Raw genomic sequence first — 21309 nt, forward strand, 5'->3', positions numbered from 1 at the left:
TTTAAAAATATTCGTAGATTTAAAAATATTCGCAAATTTGGACGTTGGATTAAAGTTGAATTGGATTAAAGTTGAATTAAAAGTCAGTAGGAAAAATGTCAGTAGGAAAAATGTCAGTAGGAAAAATGTCAGTTAGGCAAAAATGTCAGTTAGGTGGTTCACAAGGTTTGTTCTATGTCAATGAAGTTCATTACTGGATCAGTTTTGAAGCTGTCCGGTATTTACCTCCATTTCACAGCACTCCCTTATGAACCAATTAATAATATATAACTAAAATTATAAAACGTTGACGATAGAACCATAATTTATTTAATCAGTCATATATTAAACAATTAAGCACCTCCGTTTCCTACAAGGGGTCATATTACTCCGAGATTCTAACAAGTCATTATTAGGAAGCGGCTTTATTATGTGGCTCCTTTTGAAGATCAGACACTCAAAAATCCTTTTTAAATAAATTAAAAGTTTAAGAATTTTACATGGCAATTAAAAGCACTATTTACTTTCGTTTATCTTGATTCTGTCCGGATATTCTTCCATATTTCCTTTACTTTAGGTCTTTTCCCGTACATGAGCAGATAAGTTCTGAACAGCCGGCCGGAAAGCAAGATCACAACATAAACCGAAATCAACAGAATAAAGACGCTGACAAGAATCTGAGAAATAGGCACGGCTGTTACTCCCATTCTGGTAAGCATGGCTATAGGCGAGGTAAGAGGAAAAAGGGACAGAAAAACAGAAAATGGACTGTCCGGGTTTGTAAGGATAAGCTGCATGAATATCAAGGGTAACGCAGCTGCAAAAGTGAAAATTCCTGCAACCTGCTGACTCTCCTGAAGGGAGCCAGTAACCGCCCCTATCCCTGCCATCATACTGGCAAAAAAGAGAAAGCCAAGCACAAAATAAACAAGAGCCAAGACGACAGTATAAGGCTCAATTTTCACAGGAAGTGCATAACCACTCCCGAATACTACTACCGCAAGCCATATTCCAATTTGAAGAAGGCCGACTGCACCAAGACCCAGAATTTTACCTGTAAGGATTTCGGTAGGAGTTACGGAGGACAGCAGAATTTCTATTATCCTGTTTTCCTTTTCTTCGGCAACGCCACGAAGCAGAAAGCCCGACGACGAAAAAATACTGAAAAGAAGGAGAAAAGCTGTAAGGATAGGAAGGCCAAAGCTGGCAAAGATATCAGCAATACCTCGCTCAGAAGACTCTCCGCTTTTTCCTATATTATAAAACTTTATATTAACCGGATTTCGGACTCTATTGAGAGTTGACTCGTCCACTTTGCCCTCAAGGAGGGAAGTAATAACAATATCCGAAAGTTCGGAAGATAATTCAAAATTTGACATAGATGCTTCTTTTTCAGGGCTATACAGTTCTATTGTTCCGGTTTTAAGAAAATCTTCAGGAATAATAAGGTAGGAGGAAATCTGACCTGCCTGTAAAGCCTGCTTTGCATCGGAAATTTCCCTGTACATTACAAACTCTATAACTGAGGTTTTTGTCTCTGAGGAGCCTATAGAAAGGCCTTCGTTCTGGATTGATTTCGGAAATTCGAAGGATCCTGTCAGATCAATATAACCTACTTTCTGGTCTTCAGCCGGGTTCATGCCTGAAAGCATTGCCGGGAGAATACTGATTCCTGCAAATAGAAGAGGAAAGAAGAATGTCATGAAAAGAAATTCTTTACGTTTTATCGTTTTCGTGAACTCGTGCCTTGCAACAATAAAGGTCTTTTCGGGAAAACTATTCATTGGGAACACTCTCCAGGGTTTCGATAAAGATTTCATTCAGAGAAGGAAACGTTTTTTCAAAACGTGTTAGGTTTACTTTCCGGACAAGTTCCTCAAGAAGAAGCTGGACACTTATCCCTTCCTCAGGGAAAAGTTCAACCGATTTTCCGTGTTCTATTATTTTCTTTATACCGGAAATTTCCCGAATTGCGTTCAAGTTTCCTTTTTCTGCAAATTCTACAATTAGAGAATTTTTCCCATGCTCCTTCCTGATCTCGTCCACAGGGCCGTAAAGTACTCTCCTGCCTTTACTAAGCATAAGGATCCTGTCACAAAGTGTCTGAGCCTGCTCCATCATATGTGTAGAGAGGACTATTGTTTTTCCTGATGCCTTGAGTCCCAGAATTCTAACCATAACGGTCTTCGTGTTTACGGGGTCAAGTCCGGAAAAAGGCTCATCAAGGATTAAGAGTTCAGGTTCATGGATAATTGCCGAAAGAAACTGGATCTTTTGCTGCATTCCTTTTGAAAGCTCTTCAACTTTTTTGTTTTTATAATGATCTAATTCCAGGGATTTGAGAAGAGATTCGGCATTTAGACGAGCCTGGTTTTCTGGCATGCCTTTAAGTTGTGCAAGGTAGACCAGCATATCCAGAAGTCTTGTTTTCTTATACAATCCACGTTCCTCAGGAAGGTATCCTATCCTGTTTTTTGCAGCAGGGCTCAGGAAATCCCCAAAGACACGTATTTCCCCTGAGTCCGGTCTGAGAATGTCAAGAAGAAGCCTTATAAGCGTTGTCTTTCCTGCCCCGTTTGGCCCAAGGAGCCCGAAAATCTCGCCCTGCTTCACTGAAAACGATATATTCTCGAGAATATTTTTTTCTGAGAAAGATTTCGATACATTTTCAAATTCTACAGCATGCATTAAAATTAAATACATTCCAATACAGATAACTTCTTCGATATATTATAGAAACTACGAAGGAATTAAGAGCTGATTAAGCGTTTAAAAGCAGTTTTCCAGCATTAAAAGATATGGGAGTTCAATAGGAGAATTAAGGAGAATTAAGGAAAGTTCAGGGGATAGTATGATACCAAAAGTAATTATTCACAACAGTATAAGTCTTGATGGCTCTACTACTGGCTTTGAAGCAAATATTGAAATTCACTACAAAATCCTTAGTAGTTTTCAGCCCGATGCCATGATAGTCGGCTCGAACACTGCAAAAACCGGGACCCAGTTCTTCTGCGAAAAAATTCCTCCTGAAGAGGAATCAGACTTCAAGAAACCTGAAATTCAACCGGATGATCCCAGGGCATACTGGCTGATTGCGGATTCGAAAGGAATCCTTGAAGGGTTAATGCATGTTTTCAGGCGTTCCGAATTCAGCAAAGATGCAATCGTTCTGGTCTCGGAAAGGACCCCCGAAGCTTATATAAATTACCTTAAGGAAAGAAATTATGATTTCATCCTGACCGGAGCAGACCGTGTAAATATCAGACAGGCACTGGAAATTGCAAATGAAAAGTATGGTTTTGAACTTGTAGTTTCGGACAGTGGAGGAGTGTTGAACAGTATATTACTTGAACACGGGCTTGTCGAAGAAATCAGCCTAATTCTTACTCCTGAAATTGTGGGAAAAAAGGGAACAAATCTTTTCAGAACTCTGGAGAAAAACGGTACTCGACTTGAACTTTTTAGAGATGAAATTGTGGAAAAGCAATATGTGCATCTGATGTACCGGGTTTTGAAAGAATAAAAAATTAAAAATATATTTTTTACAAACTTTTTTAAGAGCTTTTTCCTATCTAATCAATCCATTATAAGACTATGGTCATTTAGAAGGCTCATAACATTTTTAATATATAATTAGTAATAATGGGTTCCATTTCAATTGAGTTCCCCTTTCAATTGGATTCCCTTTTCAATGGATTCCCCTTTCAATTTCTGAGCAATAATCAAATAAGTCTTTTACCGTAAAGTTTCACGATAGATGAGGTATTACAACCGATATAATTAACTTGAGAGAATTTCAGGATAAAACAAAATAACAAGCATAATAAAAGTGCTTGAAAGTCTTTCATGCTAATAACAAAATGCAAGTAATTCTCTTTTTATTTCGTAGTTAACACAGCCCAGGAACCAGGATAAGATAGTGCAAAATTTATATATTAGTTAGAATATTATTCCGCGCTTGTTGCCCCTTTCTGGAAAAATTGTTTTTAAGAAAGAAGTTCTGAGTAATAGTAAAAGCAGTAAACTCCTGCCGCTAAAAAACTCAATATCAAAATTTAACAGAATATATATTGTCCTCAGGGGAAAATTAGATGAAATACGAAAATCAGGAGAAAACTAGCTGAAATACGAAAATCAGGAGAAAACTAGCTGAAATACGAAAATCAGGAGAAAACTAGCTGAAATACGAAAAAAATCGTAAAGAAGATCACTAAAAAATAGAAAAGCTTAAAAACAATTTTAGGGGAAAGACATTGGAAGAAAGGAAGAGAAGTTGGGCAAAAAAATTTTAAAAAATGGAAAAAGATAGGGACATAGCTAAAAAAAGATATTTAAATTAAAGAAAGAAAGTGCTTTTTGGAAAAAAATATAAAGGATCAATTGAAAAATAGCGCAATAATGCTGCGAGAAGTTACTTCAAAGTTCTTCTGGAGAAAGAAAGAACTTTTACTAAAAGAACTTTTACTAAAAGAACTTTTACTAAAAGAACTTTTACTAATTCAGACTGATTTCTGAAAAGAAATAAAGGGGAAATATCTCTTCTAAATATAAAATCCCGGGGAGATGGAACAAAATGAAAACATCACTTATTGATCTGGCGTTTCTTTCAGAAAAAAGAAAGGACGTATTACTCCTGCTTGAAGAAGGGCCAAAGACCGGAGACGAGATAAAAACAGCACTCAACGTAAACTCAACATCTATAATGCCCCAAATAAAAAAACTAAAAGAAGGACGCCTGATAGTACAGGATGATAGAAACACCTACAAGTTATCTGAAATCGGAGAAATAGTAGTCGAAAAGATGGAGCCTTTATTGAATACCGTAAGGGTTTTTGAGGAAAATTACGATTACTGGACAAACCATGACTTTACCGCAATTCCGGAATATCTCCTTAACAGGATTGACGAGTTAGGTAACTATTTCATGCTTGAACCCGACCTTAATCGGCTTTTCGAAATTCCTGAAGATTTTAGGAGTAATCTTCTGGAATCAAGGCACGTAAAAATGTTTCTTTCATATTTCAATCCTCTTCATGTTGAGATATACCTGGAACTTGCAAGAAAAGGGGCAGAAATATGCCTTATCCTGACAGAACCTGTTTTTGACAGGATGAAAAAGGATTACTACGAAGATCTGAAATTTCTTCTGGAATCAAAAAACATTGAGATTTATATCTGTGAAAAAAGCGTAACCTTGAAAAATGTAGTTACAGAGCGTTTCTGCTCACTTGTGCTTTTCGACAAGAAGGGAAAGTTTGACCATCAGCGTCTGATGAGCTTTGACGAGAGTGCATTGACGTGGTGCGAAGAACTCTTCTCATACTATAAAGATAGATCCACACAACTGGAAAACTTATAACTACCCTTCTGAAGTTAAGATGGGTCTTCGCCCAAATATTTATCTATCAGAGCCCTGAACTTGTGAATATCTATAGGTTTGGAGACATAGTCCACGCAGCCCATTTCTATGAAATGTTCTTCACTACCTTTCATAGCATGGGCAGTAACCGCTATCACAGGGACATCTGCAGTCGCAGGATTTTTCTTAATTCGATCGAGAACCTCAAGTCCGTCCATCTTCGGTAACTGCATATCCAGCAGTATAATATCGAATTTTGTTTCAGCAAGACGCTCAAGAGCCTTTATTCCGTCCTCGGCTTTAGTTATATTATGTCCGTAGAATTCCAGAAGGTCCAGGATCAGTTCCATATTCATGGGATTATCTTCGACAATCAGGATTTTTTTCATCATTACGCCTCTTCAGCATAGATAGTTGTTTTATTTTATTAATTAACTCTTTTCTTCCAAAATTGCCTTTCTTTAGAATAGAAATAAGATGTTCTTGTAGCTCACTGTTCAATTCTTCGAGATTCTTCTCAGTAAATTCGCCAGAAGTGCACACGATAAGAGGAATATCTTTCGTGCGTACATCGTCCCTCATGCTGGATATAACGTCAAACCCGCTAACCTCCGGCATCATGAGGTCAAGAATCAGAATATCGGGCTGCTCTGAAAAAAGTTTCTGCAGGCCCTCTTTTCCGCTGTGAGCTTTTATAACCTTAAAGCCCTCGGGCTCAATCATCGAACTTAATAGTTCTATAGTATTTTCATCGTCATCTACTATAAGAACTTTAGGATATTCAAACCGGAACTTTTGGGTAATTTCTCTAAGAGAATTTACCAGTTCAGTTCTATTTATTGGCTTTGCAAAGGAGTAAGTAGCTCCCAGGGTAATTCCAAGCTCGTTATTGTTCGTCATGGAGATAATAAGCACAGGTATAGAAGCCGTACAAGGGTCATTCTTTAGCTGCCTCAGGACAAGCCAGCCGTTGGTGTCCGGCAGGAAGACATCCAGAGTAATGATATCAGGCTTCAGTTTCTTTGCAGCCTCTAAAACTTTTTTCCCATTATATAGAGTAGCTACACCATATCCTGTGTCCTTAAGTATAATGGAGAGAAGTTCGCTAGAATTTTTGTCATCGTCAACTATCAGAACAAGTTTCTGCTTACTATCTCCCTTTTCAGGAAGACAGATTTCGGGAAGCTCTACTTCTTCCTGCGAATTCTCGGCACTTTCGTTTATTGAAAAAGATGCTGCTTTATTCGTCTCAAATTCTATGATTACATCTTTGATTCCAATCTCACTGACTTTCCTGAACTCCAACGGTTTCCTGAGAGGAAGTGAAAAGGTAAAGTTACTGCCCTTCCCTGGATCACTTTCAACCCAGATGTCTCCCTGATGCAAGTTCACGATTTTCTTCACAAGAGCAAGCCCAAGCCCTGTGCCACAATACTGCTTGGTTGATGAAGCATCAAGCTGGGTAAAGGGCTTGAAGAGCTTTACCTGGTCTTCAGCAGAAATACCTATGCCGGTATCTATAACCGAAATAAGCGCCCGGTTTCCGCTTTCTTTATAATATATAGAGACTTTTCCACCGTTAGGAGTAAATTTTATTGCATTACTTACAAGATTGTAAAGGATCTGAATCAGGCGGCCTCTATCGGCTTCAAGCATTGTGGAGCCGGACTCTACATTAAAAGTTACTTCAAGGGATTTTACCTGTATAAGAGGAGAGAAAACAGTTTTAACTTCTTCAAAAATAGAATTAACAAAAAATTCACTGTAGTGAAGTTCCATTTCCCCGGCTTCCACTTTTGATAGATCGAGAATATCATTTATAAGTGATAGCAAATTTTTCCCACTGGTAGAGATGTTGTTTACATATCGAAACTGCTTTTCGTTAAGCTCGCCAAAAACCTTTTCGAGAAGAATATCCGAGAAACCTATAATTGAATTCAAAGGTGTTCGCAACTCATGACTTACATTTGCAAGAAATTCGCTTTTAGCGCTGTTGGCTTTTTCGGCTTCAAGTTTTGCCTGAATTAGTTTTTCTTCCGAACGCCTGTGTGCGGTAATATCTAGTCCTGTTTTCAGGATTCCGGTAATCCTGCCGTCTTCGTCCTTTATAGGAATTGAAGTGACCGTCCAGACCTTTCCGTCCTGCGTAACTACTTCCCCGAACTCTTCATTCCCGGACTCCAGTACTTTCAACACCGGAGATTTACCCGGGTTTTCTTTATATAAAATATACAGATCTTGATAACTGCGCCCTATAACGTCATCCATTTTCATGCCCATGTGATCAAGGGCTGCTTTATTTAGCCAAATTATCTTTAACTCTGAGTCCATGAAGACTACAAGCTCACTAAGAGAATCAAGGATTAATTTTTTTTCATGTTCCTGAGCTTTAAATTTATCAGAAGTAGTTCTCAAGCGGTCAAGTGTCTGGTTTATTCCCTCGGATAGCCTTGAGAGCTCGTCATCCCCATCCATATAAAATCGTTCAGAGAAATTTTCATTCATTCTTACTTTCTTCACGAAGTTATCAATTCTAACTATTCGGGATGCCACTTCCCTATCAAGAAGAAACTTGCAACTTGCCCCAATCATGAGGCCTGCGAAAAGAAGGAAAAACACCGTGTATCGGAGAGCCTTCTGACCTTCTGCATAGATACTGCTGTCCGCATCAGTTTGTATTACAATAGCCGGACTTCCGGAAAGATCCTCAAGCACGGAATAACAGGTAACATGCTCTCCAGTTACTGTATACTTGAAATTCGGATCAGAGTTTTCAAAAAAAGCCTGCCGAACGTCCGAAGATGAATTGTTGAAACTGCAAAACGTAAATGAACTTCCTGTACTTTCCTGAACGGCTTCGATAAAGCTTGAATCAAGATATTTTCCAAGAATGATTGTACCTGAGCTTTCTTTATTATCTGGTGCAGAGAGTACAGGCTGAATGGAGATTATTACAGGGCTATTTTCCAGCAGAAACAGGCCATTTAAAGAAGTTTGAACCCTTTTAGAGAGGAAACTGCCATCATTAATTCTCTGACTGATTTCGGAAAGAGTGGAAGCACTAAGAGTGGAAGCGTTATTAGAGGGCTCAAGACCCGGAATTTCAGAGTACACAACATACCCTGACTTATTTACCAGAAAAATAAAATCACACTCACTGATGGAGAAGATGTCACCAAATTCAGTTTTATCGAAATTTTGAGGATACTGATTAAGCGTTAAACTCCTGACATCATCTCTTGAAGAGAGAGCAGAACTGGTTTTCTCAAGCTGTAGAACCTGAAAGTCAATCATGTTCTCTACCTTCTCTATGTTGTCAGTTGCCTCTTTTTCCTGTAAGTCGGAAAAACTGGAACCGAGAATGCTCTGAGACGCAAAAATAACAACCGAAATAAGAAGAGCAAAGATGATATAGATAATAACGAGAATTTTTCTACTAACGTTCATACTTTAATCTCGGTGCTGAGCTTCGGGTTAATTAAGCCTGGAAATAGACTACAGTTAAGACCTGGGTTAGAGTTTGCAGGGAAGTTTACAAGATATTATTAACAGATGAAATTAAATTGGAAACTATATAAAAGTTTTCTATATGCGTAAATAGCAGAATATCAGTTTAAAGTCAAAATAAGTAAATAATAAAATTTACTTTGTCAATTAAATAATTAATAAAGGCTTTATATGAAAAAAAGATTCAAAAGTTGAATATTAGTAAAATAGTACCAATTTGGGAATTCTTACGCTATTTGTTTGAGAATATATATTAAAAATGAGATAAAACATAGTGATGTAAAACGAAGCGATAAATCAAATTCACTTATATTTGCTGCCCTTACCGGCATTGTAACTTTTATCGTAAACCACATTCTTTGTAACTTTTATCGTAAACCACATTCTTTGTAACTTTTATCGTAAACCACACTCTTTGTGACCCCTATCGTAATCCACACTCTTTGTAATTTTGATTACCATTTAAGGTATCTGGTTGCCCAGCTTACATTCCTTCTCAAGAGGTATTTCCTCAACTCATCGATTCCGAGCAGTAAAATTGCAAAAGGAACAGCAATCAGTAAATATTTAAGATCGAGGGGAGAGGTATTAAAAATGAGATTCGCAATCGGATTCCAAATAATTAATGCGAGAATCAGGAGTTCACTTACAATCCCTACCAGAACCGCACGATTACTGAATAAACCCATTGAGAAGACTGACTGATACCGAGTTCGGGAAGCAAAAACATTAGCAATCTGGCATATAACTACTGCTGAAAAGAAAGCGGTTATTGACTGCATGTAAAGGGGATTGTTGTTTGCAAGTTGCTCGCCAAAGCTCCAGCCTCCTCCATAGAGTACGGCAAAATAGCAGAAGAAGCCTGCAATAGCTTCTACAGGGCCCTTTACTGCGTAAGCTGTAAGGAGCAGGGGAGGAGTCAACAATTTTTCTTCTCTCGCCCTGGGAGGTCTTTTCATAATATCTCCTTCTCCTTTTTCTTTTCCCAGAGCAATCGCAGGCAACATATCCGTACCCAGATCGATTGCCAGGATAAGTTGTACAGGCATGGGAAGTGGAAGAGCAAAAAGGACGAAGGCTATGAAAGGCAAAATTTCAGGAATATTACTGGCAAGGATGTATACAATGAATTTTTTAATATTATCAAAAACCGTCCTGCCCTCCTCTACAGCATTCACAATCGTAGCGAAATTATCATCAAGGAGTACCATATCTGCAGCTTCACGCGCCACATCCGTGCCGCTGCCCATAGCAACTCCCATATCTGCATTTTTGATTGCAGGAGCATCATTGACCCCATCTCCTGTCATGGTCACGATCTCCCCCTGAGACTGGAAGAGCTGTACGATTTTTAATTTTTGTACTGGCGAAGTACGAGCAAATACAATGCTCTGGTTTTTTAATCTTGAAGCAAGATCAGCGCGTGAGAGTGTTGCCAGTTCGTCTCCGGTAATAATCTCAAGGTTTCCAGCATTTGCAAGTCCCACATCCTTTGCTATTGATTCTGCGGTGACCGGATGATCACCTGTGATCATGACAACTTTAATTCCGGCAGCATGACATCTTGCAATAGCCTCTCTGGCTTCGGGCCGCGGAGGATCTACAATACCTATGAACCCCAGAAAAGTAAAGTCTCCTGTATACTCTTTTTGTTCATCTCCCTGCCTGTATGCAAGGGCAATTATACGCTCTCCCTTTTCTGCAAGTCTCAGGTGCCGGGCAAGAAGCTCTTTCTGCTCAACTTCACCCAGTTTCTTGATTCCTTCTGAAGCAAGGGCAGAACTGCACATTTTCACAACTACTTCCGGAGCGCCCTTGAGATAAACTTCGAGTTTTCCTTCAGGAGTACGGCAGATAACTTCCATTCTTTTCGTAAGCGAATCAAAAGGAAATTCTTCCAACCTAGGATAATCATTCTTGAGATTTCTTATATCTTCCAGGCTATTTGCGAAAACGAGAAGGGCTCCTTCTGTAGGGTCACCGGTGTATCCAGGAGCAGAATCGCGAAGTTTTGCATTATTACAGAGCCCTGCAACTCTTATGAAAACAGATGGCAACTTTTCAGGGTCCCAGACAGGCTTTTCCAGAGCACAAAACCCTTCAGGACCTGGATCTGAAAATTTTTCCACAACAGCTTTGTTTGCCCTTTCTTCGGTCTCTTTCTCTGTAACTGTTTTCTTAGTGCTGGCAGGATTTTCTAGAACGAGACACTCAAAACCGACCATTATAGAGTTTACTGCCATTTTATTCTGAGTCAGAGTACCTGTCTTATCTGTACAGATAACCGTTGTCGAGCCCAGCGTTTCCACGGACTCAAGCTGCTTTATAAGGGCATTCCTCGAGGCCATTCGCTTGGAAGCAAGGCTAAGGGCAAGAGTGACTGTGGGCAAAAGCCCTTCTGGCACATTGGCAACAATAATTCCAATCGCAAAGATCAAGCTTGCAAGAAAAACATCCTGAAGAAGAAAAGCAAGTATAAAGAAAATTATTCCCAGGGAAATCGCAATTGCAGATATGACTTTTATGAAATAATTTATTTCTCTCCTAATAGGAGTATCCACGCCTGAAGTCTGTTGTGTGAGCGTTGCAAGACTCCCTATCTGAGTATCCTGTCCCGTAGCGAAGATGACAGCTTTTCCATTCCCGCTCTGTACTAGAGTCCCTGAAAAAACCATATTCCTGCACTCCAGCATATTTGGGTGAGTGCATTCAAGGGACCGAAGCTGAGGCTCGGATTCACCGGTAATAGCCGAATTGTCCACTTTAAGAGCATTGGTTTCAATCAGACGCCCATCAGCAGGGACCTTATCCCCTTCCTCAAGAAAAATGACGTCACCTACAACAAGCTCCGACGCCAGAATATCCCTTGCCTTTCCATCCCTGAGGACCCTGGCATGAGGCGGAAGAAGCTGCCGAAAACTTTCCATTGTTTTTTCAGCCTGGTATTCCTGTACGAATGTAAAGGTTCCATTAATGATTACAACGCCTAGTAGGGCAATTCCTATATACAGATTTCCTTGCCCGGGGTCAAGATATTCTCCTATGAAAGAGAGAATAGATCCCACAGTTAACAGAATGGAGAATAAATTCCGGAATTGTCTGAGATACTTCTTTATTATGCTCTCTTTTCCTGTTTCTTTGAGAATATTGGCTCCACACTCTTTGAGCCGATTAGCAGCTTCCTGCTCGCTGAGTCCGTTTTCATCAACGTTTAGTTTTTCAAAAAATGCAGTAAGTTGAATGTTATGTTCGTTCCCCTGGGGTGAACACATTTTGTCGTTACTGCTAGTTAGATTCTTCCCCATTGAATCCCCTTTGTTATTTAATGCAATAAAAGAATAAGAATCACAAGAATAAGAAGCTTGACATAGATTACGAAAAATATCTCAAAATCCAAAGTTAGAGAGATAGCAAAGGAAAAGAGTAAATAAAGTAGAGAGGATTAAATTAATTCATTACCAGATCGGAACTAATCATTACCAGATCAGACCTGATTCATTAATGGAGTAGAGTGAAAAAGTGGAGAACTCTATTATTATAAAAGCTGAACAATGAGGTCGAAATTTATGACCCTGTTTATTAAAAATATGGCAGAAAAATATTCTTGACAAATAGCTTTTATAAGTTGTTAACTAAAAAAATGCCCGTACTCTAATGTAATCAAAGGAGCCTGAGAATTATTTTTAGTACCCTGCTTTCCATCTCTGCTCGGGCGCGATGGAAAAGGAGATTCAATTTATTGTTGATTTCCCAGGCAAAACCTATGATTTTAACTACATTTTGAAACTCTGGATTTTCCATTCCGGAGCGTAAAACCTTTTGGATTTGAAAGGTCTAAACAATAATATTGTTAAGTAGACAATAAAATCCTAATAAAAAAAATAGAGATAATTTAGAAAGGTATGACCATGAGCGAATTTACACTCAAAACGAGACTCTTAGCTGCCCTTGAAGGTAAGCCCGTTGACAAAGTACCTGTTTGCTCCGTAACCCAGACCGGGATTGTAGAACTTATGGACGAAGTTGGAGCTGCCTGGCCTGAAGCTCACACCAATCCTGAACTTATGGCAAAACTGGCAATCGCCAATTATGAACTTAGTGGACTTGAGGCTGTAAGGCTTCCCTACTGTCTGACAGTGCTTGTTGAAGCAATGGGCTGTCAAATCAATATGGGTACCAAGAACAGGCAGCCTTCTGTTATAGAACACCCATATCCAAAAAGCCTTGACGACGCAGCCATCCCAGCAGACCTTCTGCAGAAAGGCAGAATTCCAGCCGTACTTGAAGCCATTAAGATTGTCAGGGAGAAAGTAGGTCCTGACGTGCCAATAATCGGAGGTATGGAAGGCCCGATTACAGTTGCTTCCGACCTGGTAAGTGTAAAATCCTTCATGAAATGGTCCATTAAGAAGACTGATCTCTTTGAACAGGCTCTTGATCTTGCCACAGAAGCTGCAATCGCTTACGCAAATGCGATGGTTGAAGCCGGTGCAGATGTTATCGCAATTGCAGACCCTGTCGCTTCCCCTGATCTCATGAGCCCTGACACATTTAAACAGTTCCTCCAGTCAAGGTTACAGAAGTTCTCCTCCAGTGTTAACTCCGTGACCGTACTCCACATCTGTGGTAAAGTTAACGCGATCCTCAGCGACATGGCAGACTGCGGTTTCGAAGGCCTCAGCGTAGAAGAAAAGATCGGTAACGCAGCCGAAGGGAAGAAAATCATTGGAGACAGGGCAAGATTAGTAGGAAACATTTCCAGTCCTTTCACTCTGCTGCCCGGACCTATTGACAAGATAAAAGCTGAAGCAAAAGTAGCTCTTGAAGGCGGAATTGATGTACTTGCACCAGGCTGTGGTATTGCACCTATGACTCCTCTCGAAAACATCAAAGCAATGGTTGCAGCAAGAGACGAGTACTACGCCTGAAAAGGCACAAAAATTTCTTTATTTTTTTAAGAACACATTTCAGATATCTAAAACACTATATATCTAAAATTTTAGATTTCCTGGAATTGTGTTTTACAATATATTTTTTAATTTTGTTATGTGGAGTGAAAACTCTAAAGCCAGGCTCTGAAAAGCTATGGACTTTTAAAGGCTATGAACTGAAGAAGGTCATCCTGAACAAACAATTCAGTATAAATAGCTTTAGATCTTATTCAACATAATACTTATCTAAATATATTAAACTTAGAATACGTTTAAAACAGACAGATAAATAGATCTCAAACTTTTTTGGAGGAGGTTAAGGTATGAGAATAGGAGTTGCAATTGACCTCGGAACCAGCGGTTTTAGGGCCCAGAAAATTGACCTGGAGACCGGGGAGATTAAAAAAACCGTCATAACACTGAGAAATCCCCTACCCGGAGCAAACGTAATGGATCACCTTGATTTTGCAATCCATTACGGGCTTGACAAAGCTCACGGTCTTTCGGCAACTGCGGTAAAAAATATTCTTGCTGAACTTGGAGTGAAACTGGCAGAAATGGAAAAATTTTCAATTTGCGGAAACCCAATTCAACTTTCCATTTTCCAGGGTATTCCAATCGACGATCTGGCATACGCCGGAGAGCGTAAAAAGCAAAAGTATCACATAGAAGAGCAAAACAGGGACGCTCGTATAATACCTCTAGCCGAAATAGAGGGATTTGAAGAAGCTACAAACTGCAAGTTATTTGTGCCCCCGGCAATTAAACATGAAGTCGGAGCCGATGCTCTTGCTCTCATTGTAAAGGCTGGCATGATTGAGAGCAATGAGATCGCAATTGCAACAGACTACGGCACAAATGCCGAAATGGCTCTTAAAGCAAACGGTATTATATATACAGGATCGGCCGCAGCAGGTCCTGCTCTTGAAGGTCAGGAGATAGAGTGCGGATCAATTGCTTCTCCTCACACGATCTGTGATGTGGAGTTTGAGGGCAATAACCTGCGCTGCTATGTACTCGATCGGGATATGAATACCATCAAGGGAGATCTTGTAAATCCTAAAACCGGGGAAGTAGTGGAAAAAGGAGAGCTCACTGCAAAAGGCATCACAGGTACTGGAGTTATTGCCCTTATAGAGACAGCTATGAGAAATAAACTAATTGTGCTGCCGAAGATTCAGACCCCTGATGGAATTATTCACCTTCAGGACGAAGTAATATTTACCAATAAAGACCTTATCGCAGCCGGAAGAGCTATAGGAGCACTCAGGGCCGGGCATATAACTCTCTGTGCAGCTGCAGGCATAGACATGGAAGAACTGCAAACAGCTCACATGTCAGGCGCTGCAGGCACTTATATGGATGCTGCAAAAGCTCATAAGGTGGGAATGATCCCTTATAATGCGAGTTATGTTTCTCAGATAGGCAATACCTCTCTGACCGTTGCCAGGGAAATCCTGCTTTCAGAAGACAGGCTCTGGGAACTGCAGAAAATTGCAAAGGAAATAGTGGGCACCCACGTAATGTTTGCAACCTCTGAGGCTTTTAAGGAAGCTTATCTGCTGGAACTTGCATACTGGAACGAAGGCATGGCTTTCAAGATGCTTCAGAAGTTCCTGAAAAAGAAAAAACTGCCCATGATTGGTGAGCCTTCCTCTATTCTCAAAATTGACCGCCAGGTTGAAAGGGACATTCCCGTACTCGGAGAAGAAGGGCTTGAAGTGCTTGAAAAGGTCGGAACTTACCTTACAATGGTAATTGAGGATTGTGAAGGCTGTCATAAGTGCGTAAAAGTCTGTCCTAACGGAGCCCTAAGAATGGATGACAAGGGAACTGTAAAAATAAGGACCGATCTCTGTGATGGTGCAAATTGTCAGCGTTGCCTGCACGCCTGTCCTGATGATAGATTTAAGTGGGAAAACCTTACCGTGGCAGGAGTATAACAGAAAGCAAAGAAATAAATAACGAGAGTGGACAGTCCGTAAACTGAAGTTTGCGGGCTTTCTGCCTCATGTTCAAGAGTGCAATTCAGAACTGTGAAATCCAAATGGGAATATCCGTTATTCAAGATAAATATTCAGTCGGGTTTGAGACCCTGAATGAGTTTTCGGATAATATTGTAACTATTGTGTTTGCAGCGTTTGTGTTTTCAGCGTACTTTATATATTTTGGTTTTGTTTTAATTTTTCTTATTTTTAATTCTCTATTTTGGCTTTCTGCTCATGCTTGAGTATTGACATGCCACCAGCTTGGAGTTCTCCAACACTTTTCCAACAGTTGAGAGTTTTTGATCCAGATTTATGGATTTTAGAGATAATTAAGTGCTTTAGTTTCCGGTATTAAGGTAAATTTGGAACGATACCAAATAATATTTGATAGATACCAAATTTTGCCTTAATGACCAGGATAATAAACAAACTGAGCAAACATTAATAAAACGAAAGAAAATGAATGTAGTAGTCAAAAAACAAAGATCGACAAATAAATTCCTGTGATATCTTAGAATCCTTAAAACTCAGTAAATTTGGGAATATAAAAAAGATATGAATGACAATAATTTTTATATATGCCAAATTTTATCAATAAAAATGATAAATAGGGCAGATAGGTCATCAAAAAAGTTTTTATACATACCAAATTAGGAGAAAAAAGATATACTATGAGAGTAAAGAAGTTAAAGTCTAAATTTCGTAGTTAGAAAAATCGTGGAGATTTAAGGTTTCTATCTAAAGATAGAAAAAAACCATAAGTAAAAATGGAAGAGGAGAGGACAAAAAATGGAAGTAGTTATTGTTGGTGGTTTCCTTGGAAGCGGGAAGACCACAACTGTCATCAATATGGGTAAATACCTGGCAGAAAAAGGAAAAAAAGTCGCCATCATTGTTAATGAGATCGGAGAAATAGGAATTGATGGAGATATAATAAAGAAATTTGGGTTTGATACCAAAGAGATCACAAGCGGATGCATATGTTGTACCCTAAAAATGGGGTTGAGAACAACAGTCAATACTCTCATGAAAGAGTATGAGCCGGATATCCTGATGGTCGAACCCACAGGAATTGCTTTTCCAAACTCCATTAAAAACGAATTCAAACTAATGAACCTTGGAGAGGAAGTTAAAGTTGCTCCCCTGATAACTCTGATAGATGGAAGCCGCTTCAAACACCTGATGAAAGAGATAAAGGATTTTGCCATGAGGCAAATCATAGATGCTGAGATCCTGGGCATAAACAAAGTGGACCTTATAGACTCACTTCAGATCCCCATTCTTGAAGTTTCAGTCCAGCAACTTAACCCAACAGCTAAAGTTATCTTACTTTCAGGAAAAGACACCGGAGAAAGGTTCGAAAGCTTCATGCAACTGGTTCTTCCAGGAATAAAGAATATTCCAAATAAAACCAAAAAGGCAGAAGAAAACGAATCTACACAACAGTATGTTGAAAACTCAAACGATGCCTGTGAAGTTGAGAGTTCTGAAGGGAATTCTTCAAATGTTCCATATAATCATGGCGATTCTTTCAAGCATACTGTTGGCAGTTACTCTGTAGAGTATTCCTTAAAAGACGGCAGAAACCTTAATGAGGAAACTGCAAGAACCATTACAACCGAAATAATGAATAAAATAAAAGAAAAGGTCCTTAAACTTAATCCAGAATTCTTAGGTCATATCAAACTCTTCCTCGATAACGGATCGGAAACAGCGAAACAGAGCATTACAATATATAACGAAGAGCCACAAGAAGATATTTTCAAATCAAATGATGGAGCTATCCCGACATTCAAGGTCCTTTCAGCCATTTCAAAAGTTGAGAGAAAAGAACTTGAAAATGCCGTTAACAGCTCGGTTGAGGAAGCCTTTGAAAAAATAGGAGTCGATGTTCATCAGGTAAAACACAGCCACGATCATGATCATCATCACGAACATGACCACCATCACGAACACGAACATGATGAAGAAGAACACCATGGACACGATCATCACCATGACCATGATGAAGAAGAAGAATATCATGGACACGATCATCACCATGAGCATCGAGTAGATGAAATACATGAGCATCGAGTAGATGAAATACATGAGTACCAGAGATTATGTGATTATCAGAGGTCGCATAGAATAAAATAAAAAACATCTGACTAGAGTAACACATCTCGATGGTCAGATTACGAAAAACTGCATCTTGACCCAACGTTTCGGTCAGAATTTAGTAAGTAATATCATAAGAAATTGTAACTCAACGACTAAGCTTTCCAGTTATGTAAAACCCAATATAATTTAATTTTCTTTAACCTCCAAAAACAGCAAGGTGGTTTCTGTGCTCAGGTTTCCTCCAGACCGTTTACCTGGAAACCACCATATCTTCTTAAGTATATTGAGTAAAGTTATAATATATGAGCAAAGTTATAATATATGAGTAAAGTTATAATGAATAAATTATAATATATGAATAAAATTATGATATGCTCAAATACTTGCTGTTTTACGATTTTTCATGCTAGTGCAGCATATCGAATACCTGTAGCCACATGCTTTCAGCCGAAGGTTCTAATAATGTTTTTAATTGCTTGTAGAGTTCAACCTAAATATGTGACTTCTTATGAAACATGTAACTTCAACCTGAATATGTGACCTTTTAATGAAATATGTAACTTCTGAACATGAGATAAAATCGCTTTTCTTTATCTTCAAACTGTTTCTAGGGAACGGCTTAGAAATAAAGAAATATATTTAAGAATAGAGAAATTGACATTTATATCCCTGAGCTAAAGGTAAAGTTCTATACTAATTTTATAAAAGAAAGTGACAGAAATAGAAAACGGTAGAAAACGGTAGAAAACGGAGGAAAAAAAATGGAAGTTATTGTTGTTGGAGGTTTCCTGGGAAGCGGGAAGACAACCACCATTATCAATATGGGTAAATACCTTGCAGAGAAAGGAAAAAGAGTTGCCATTATTGTGAATGAGATAGGGGAAGTCGGCATTGACGGAGATGTGATAAAAAGGTTCGGGTTCGATACAAAAGAGATCACAAGTGGGTGCATCTGCTGTTCTCTGAAAGTAGGGTTAAGGGTAACAGTTACTTATCTTATAAACGAATACAAACCTGACATTCTCATGATCGAACCTACAGGAATAGCTTTCCCGAATATAATAAAGAAAGAAATAGAACTCATGAATCTTGGCGAGCAGGTAAAAATCGCTCCTCTTGTGACCCTGATTGACGGCAGCCGTTTCAAGCATTTGATGAAAGAAGTAAAAGAATTTGCCATGAGACAGATTATTGATGCGGAAATTCTAGGGATAAATAAAACAGATCTGATAGAACCTATCCGACTTCCAATACTTGAAGCCTCGGTCCAGCAATTGAATCCGAAAGCCAGGGTGGTCCTGCTTTCAGGAAAAGACACAGGCGAGAGCTTTGAGAACTTCATGCAATTGGTGCTTCCGGATCTTGAAAAGTTACCCGAAAAATCCATAAAAGCTGAAACAACGAAAGCTGAGATAACAGAAACCGAACCTTATAAAGCCGAACTTTCTACGCCTCAGGAAACCGAGAGTTCGATAGAAGCCTCAAAAGTAGGCAGTTATTCTGCAGAGTTCGCGGTTGAAAACGAAAACCTGAGTACTGAGGCTGCAAGGAAATTAACAACCGAACTGATGAACACAGTAAAAGCAAAGGTGCTGCAACTAAATCCCGAATTTATAGGGCATATTAAGCTTTTCCTGGACAATGGGTCAGAAACCGTAAAACAGAGCGTTACAGTATATTATGAAGAGCCCCAGGAAGATGTAATCAAATCAAAGGAAGGAGCAACTCCTACTCTCAAGATACTTTCAGCGGTCTCAAATGCTGACAAAGAAGCTGTTAAAGCCGCTGTGAATAGTTCGGTACACGAGGTCTTTGAGAGAAAGCAAATAAAAATAAACAAAATCGAACATGAACATAACCACGAACACGAACATAATCAAGAACACGAACATAATCAAGAACACGAACATAATCAAAAACACGAACATAATCAAGAACACGAACATAATCAAGAACACGAACATAATCAAGAACACGAACATAATCAAGAACACGAACATAATCAAGAACACGAGCACCATGAAAAGCATAAGCATGGTGATCAAGAGGAAGAAATTAGTAAGTAAAACAAATTTTTCCTCATATTTTTATTGATCTGTTGACCCTCAGTTTTAACTGATCTTTATAGTCAACATTCATTGTTTTAATCGATTTTCGTAGAACGGTCTATATAATACTGAGCCAGCTCATTGCCCCACTCCAGGGCACCTGGAGTAAAACTCGTGATCTTCCTGTGATCGAATTCTCCTTCTTTTCCGAAGAGTTTCAGCATCAGGAAATTATCTGTAACCATGAAAGAAGAAGGCCTTATTTTGCCGGAATATATATAAAGTGACACTTTATTTTCAAGCAACACATTATATTCTTCTTCAAAATCATTTTTAAATCTGTTATACACTTTTTCATCAAGCATAAGGTGTACTTCGGCCCCGTTTTCCGCGCAGGTAGCATGAATCGACGGGCAATCAGGACAGAAATAAGAGTAAAAGGATTTTATAGTTTTTGAATCATTCAGTCTGTCACGCAAATACCCTGGAAACTCGAAAATGTGGTCAAGATCAGGCTCGTCCAGGTTACATTTTTCCAACATATCTATTTTCTTAATTAAATGTTTTGGAATAGGAGACCGGTCATGCTTTGACCAGTAGTCCTTATTTCCGTCAAAAACGTCAAGAACGGATTTAAGAGGAAGCATTTTCTCAACGATTACTGCCCCTATATCCGAAAGTTGGTAGATACTTCCTTTCTGCACTATCATATCCATATCTTTAAGTTTTTTAATCTGAGGCATTAGAGCACAGGAGTTTACGTTAAGAACTTCTTTTATCTCGTTAATATCCATCGGCCCGTTAGCTAACTGAACAAGAAGATTTTTTCTTTTTTCAGAGAAAAAAATCAGGTCTATAAGGGAACTCATGTTTATCAGCTTCCAATTACTCATACATAATCTAAATCGGAACAAATTCGCCAGAATTTACTCCTAAAATCTACCACGATCACGAAGCAGCACAGTTTCAGCCTTTAGTTAAGAGATGATGGGGAGTAAAAGCGTTTCATATCAACGATACGTATCGTGTTAATCAGTATTAGAAGAAATTAAGACATTATCATTGCTTATTTGGACACTATCAGACATTATTCGTGTGCCAATGATAAAACGTTCTTGCCTTAAAAACGGAGAATAATGACTCTTCATTGTTTTGTGTGGATATCCTCATAATGTCCTCATAAAAAACCAAGGCGGTCTTGAATTGAAAATTATCTTATCCATAGAGAATGACGAAGAGCCGAAATAATTTTCAGCCAGAAATAAATTAATGTTGTGAAGATTATATTTACTTTCTGATAATGCATAATATATATTGTAGAGATAATACTTAAAGTATATTGAAAAAGAAAGCTCTTTTAGAGAGGCTATCAAATTACTCTAAAAAATCCAGAT

13 protein-coding genes are annotated in these 21309 nt (G+C 38.8%); 7 read left to right on the top strand and 6 right to left on the bottom strand.

Annotated elements, in window-relative coordinates:
* Positions 1-509 precede the first annotated feature (509 nt).
* Entirely contained in the window at positions 510-1763 is a 1254-nt protein-coding gene (locus MSBR3_RS17520) for an ABC transporter permease (RefSeq protein WP_230627599.1), read from the bottom strand.
* Positions 1756-2667 carry an ABC transporter ATP-binding protein gene (locus MSBR3_RS17525; protein ID WP_048109488.1) on the bottom strand — a complete coding sequence of 304 codons (912 nt, stop codon included), beginning with the start codon at positions 2665-2667 and terminating at the stop codon, positions 1756-1758. Before MSBR3_RS17525 ends, MSBR3_RS17520 begins: the two co-directional genes overlap by 8 nt.
* A 163-nt stretch (positions 2668-2830) precedes the next feature.
* Here MSBR3_RS17525 and MSBR3_RS17530 point away from each other — a divergent pair, with 163 nt between their 5' ends.
* The 3 genes from MSBR3_RS17530 (at position 2831) to MSBR3_RS17535 (ending at position 5338) form a co-directional block, all read left to right on the top strand.
* Entirely contained in the window at positions 2831-3502 is a 672-nt protein-coding gene (locus MSBR3_RS17530) for a dihydrofolate reductase family protein (RefSeq protein WP_048109489.1), read from the top strand.
* 833 nt (positions 3503-4335) lie between these two features.
* Positions 4336-4494 carry a hypothetical protein gene (locus MSBR3_RS20520; RefSeq protein WP_155396856.1) on the top strand — a complete coding sequence of 53 codons (159 nt, stop codon included), beginning with the start codon at positions 4336-4338 and terminating at the stop codon, positions 4492-4494.
* A gap of 58 nt (positions 4495-4552) precedes the next feature.
* Positions 4553-5338, top strand: a complete 786-nt coding sequence (locus MSBR3_RS17535) for a helix-turn-helix transcriptional regulator (RefSeq protein WP_048109491.1) — start codon at positions 4553-4555, stop codon at positions 5336-5338.
* A 14-nt stretch (positions 5339-5352) separates the two neighbouring features.
* Here MSBR3_RS17535 and MSBR3_RS17540 read toward each other — a convergent pair whose 3' ends face one another.
* The 3 genes from MSBR3_RS17540 to MSBR3_RS17550 form a co-directional block, all read right to left on the bottom strand.
* Positions 5353-5727, bottom strand: a complete 375-nt coding sequence (locus tag MSBR3_RS17540) for a response regulator (RefSeq protein ID WP_048109492.1) — start codon at positions 5725-5727, stop codon at positions 5353-5355.
* Positions 5699-8785, bottom strand: a complete 3087-nt coding sequence (locus MSBR3_RS17545) for a response regulator (protein WP_048109493.1) — start codon at positions 8783-8785, stop codon at positions 5699-5701. The genes MSBR3_RS17540 and MSBR3_RS17545 overlap by 29 nt, the downstream gene beginning before the upstream one ends.
* 515 nt (positions 8786-9300) lie before the next feature.
* The gene (locus MSBR3_RS17550) at positions 9301-12150 is read right to left on the bottom strand and encodes a cation-translocating P-type ATPase (RefSeq protein ID WP_080942363.1); all 2850 of its coding nucleotides are present in this window, start codon (positions 12148-12150) and stop codon (positions 9301-9303) included.
* 603 nt (positions 12151-12753) lie between these two features.
* Between MSBR3_RS17550 and mtaA the strand changes: the two genes are divergently transcribed.
* From mtaA to MSBR3_RS17575, 4 genes are all read left to right on the top strand, one after another.
* Entirely contained in the window at positions 12754-13773 is a 1020-nt protein-coding gene (mtaA, locus tag MSBR3_RS17555) for a methylcobamide:CoM methyltransferase MtaA (protein WP_196296974.1), read from the top strand.
* Positions 13774-14099: 326 nt separating this feature from the next.
* Positions 14100-15719, top strand: a complete 1620-nt coding sequence (locus tag MSBR3_RS17560) for a methylamine methyltransferase corrinoid protein reductive activase (RefSeq protein ID WP_048109495.1) — start codon at positions 14100-14102, stop codon at positions 15717-15719.
* An 834-nt stretch (positions 15720-16553) separates the two neighbouring features.
* On the top strand, positions 16554-17903 hold the full coding sequence (locus tag MSBR3_RS17570; RefSeq protein ID WP_048109497.1) for a GTP-binding protein: 1350 nt from the start codon (positions 16554-16556) through the stop codon (positions 17901-17903).
* Between the two features lie 725 nt (positions 17904-18628).
* A complete protein-coding gene (locus MSBR3_RS17575; protein ID WP_048109498.1) occupies positions 18629-19933 on the top strand; it encodes a GTP-binding protein in 1305 nt (434 codons plus the stop codon).
* A 77-nt stretch (positions 19934-20010) separates the two neighbouring features.
* Here MSBR3_RS17575 and MSBR3_RS17580 read toward each other — a convergent pair whose 3' ends face one another.
* Positions 20011-20784: a helix-turn-helix transcriptional regulator gene (locus MSBR3_RS17580; protein WP_230627601.1), complete on the bottom strand. Its 774-nt coding sequence runs from the start codon at positions 20782-20784 to the stop codon at positions 20011-20013.
* Positions 20785-21309 lie beyond the last annotated feature (525 nt).

Source organism: Methanosarcina barkeri 3 (assembly GCF_000970305.1).
In the GTDB taxonomy this organism is placed as follows: domain Archaea; phylum Halobacteriota; class Methanosarcinia; order Methanosarcinales; family Methanosarcinaceae; genus Methanosarcina; species Methanosarcina barkeri_A.

Bases quoted from the DNA above. Each gene is read 5' to 3' on its own strand.
- MSBR3_RS17580 (WP_230627601.1), bottom strand. From the start codon at position 20,784: ATGAGTTCCCTTATAGACCTGATTTTTTTCTCTGAAAAAAGAAAAAAT.
- MSBR3_RS17530 (WP_048109489.1), top strand. From the start codon at position 2,831: ATGATACCAAAAGTAATTATTCACAACAGTATAAGTCTTGATGGCTCT.
- MSBR3_RS17570 (WP_048109497.1), top strand. From the start codon at position 16,554: ATGGAAGTAGTTATTGTTGGTGGTTTCCTTGGAAGCGGGAAGACCACA.
- MSBR3_RS17525 (WP_048109488.1), bottom strand. From the start codon at position 2,667: ATGCATGCTGTAGAATTTGAAAATGTATCGAAATCTTTCTCAGAAAAA.
- mtaA (WP_196296974.1), top strand. From the start codon at position 12,754: ATGAGCGAATTTACACTCAAAACGAGACTCTTAGCTGCCCTTGAAGGT.
- MSBR3_RS17540 (WP_048109492.1), bottom strand. From the start codon at position 5,727: ATGAAAAAAATCCTGATTGTCGAAGATAATCCCATGAATATGGAACTG.
- MSBR3_RS17520 (WP_230627599.1), bottom strand. From the start codon at position 1,763: ATGAATAGTTTTCCCGAAAAGACCTTTATTGTTGCAAGGCACGAGTTC.
- MSBR3_RS17560 (WP_048109495.1), top strand. From the start codon at position 14,100: ATGAGAATAGGAGTTGCAATTGACCTCGGAACCAGCGGTTTTAGGGCC.
- MSBR3_RS17575 (WP_048109498.1), top strand. From the start codon at position 18,629: ATGGAAGTTATTGTTGTTGGAGGTTTCCTGGGAAGCGGGAAGACAACC.
- MSBR3_RS17550 (WP_080942363.1), bottom strand. From the start codon at position 12,150: ATGGGGAAGAATCTAACTAGCAGTAACGACAAAATGTGTTCACCCCAG.
- MSBR3_RS17535 (WP_048109491.1), top strand. From the start codon at position 4,553: ATGAAAACATCACTTATTGATCTGGCGTTTCTTTCAGAAAAAAGAAAG.
- MSBR3_RS17545 (WP_048109493.1), bottom strand. From the start codon at position 8,785: ATGAACGTTAGTAGAAAAATTCTCGTTATTATCTATATCATCTTTGCT.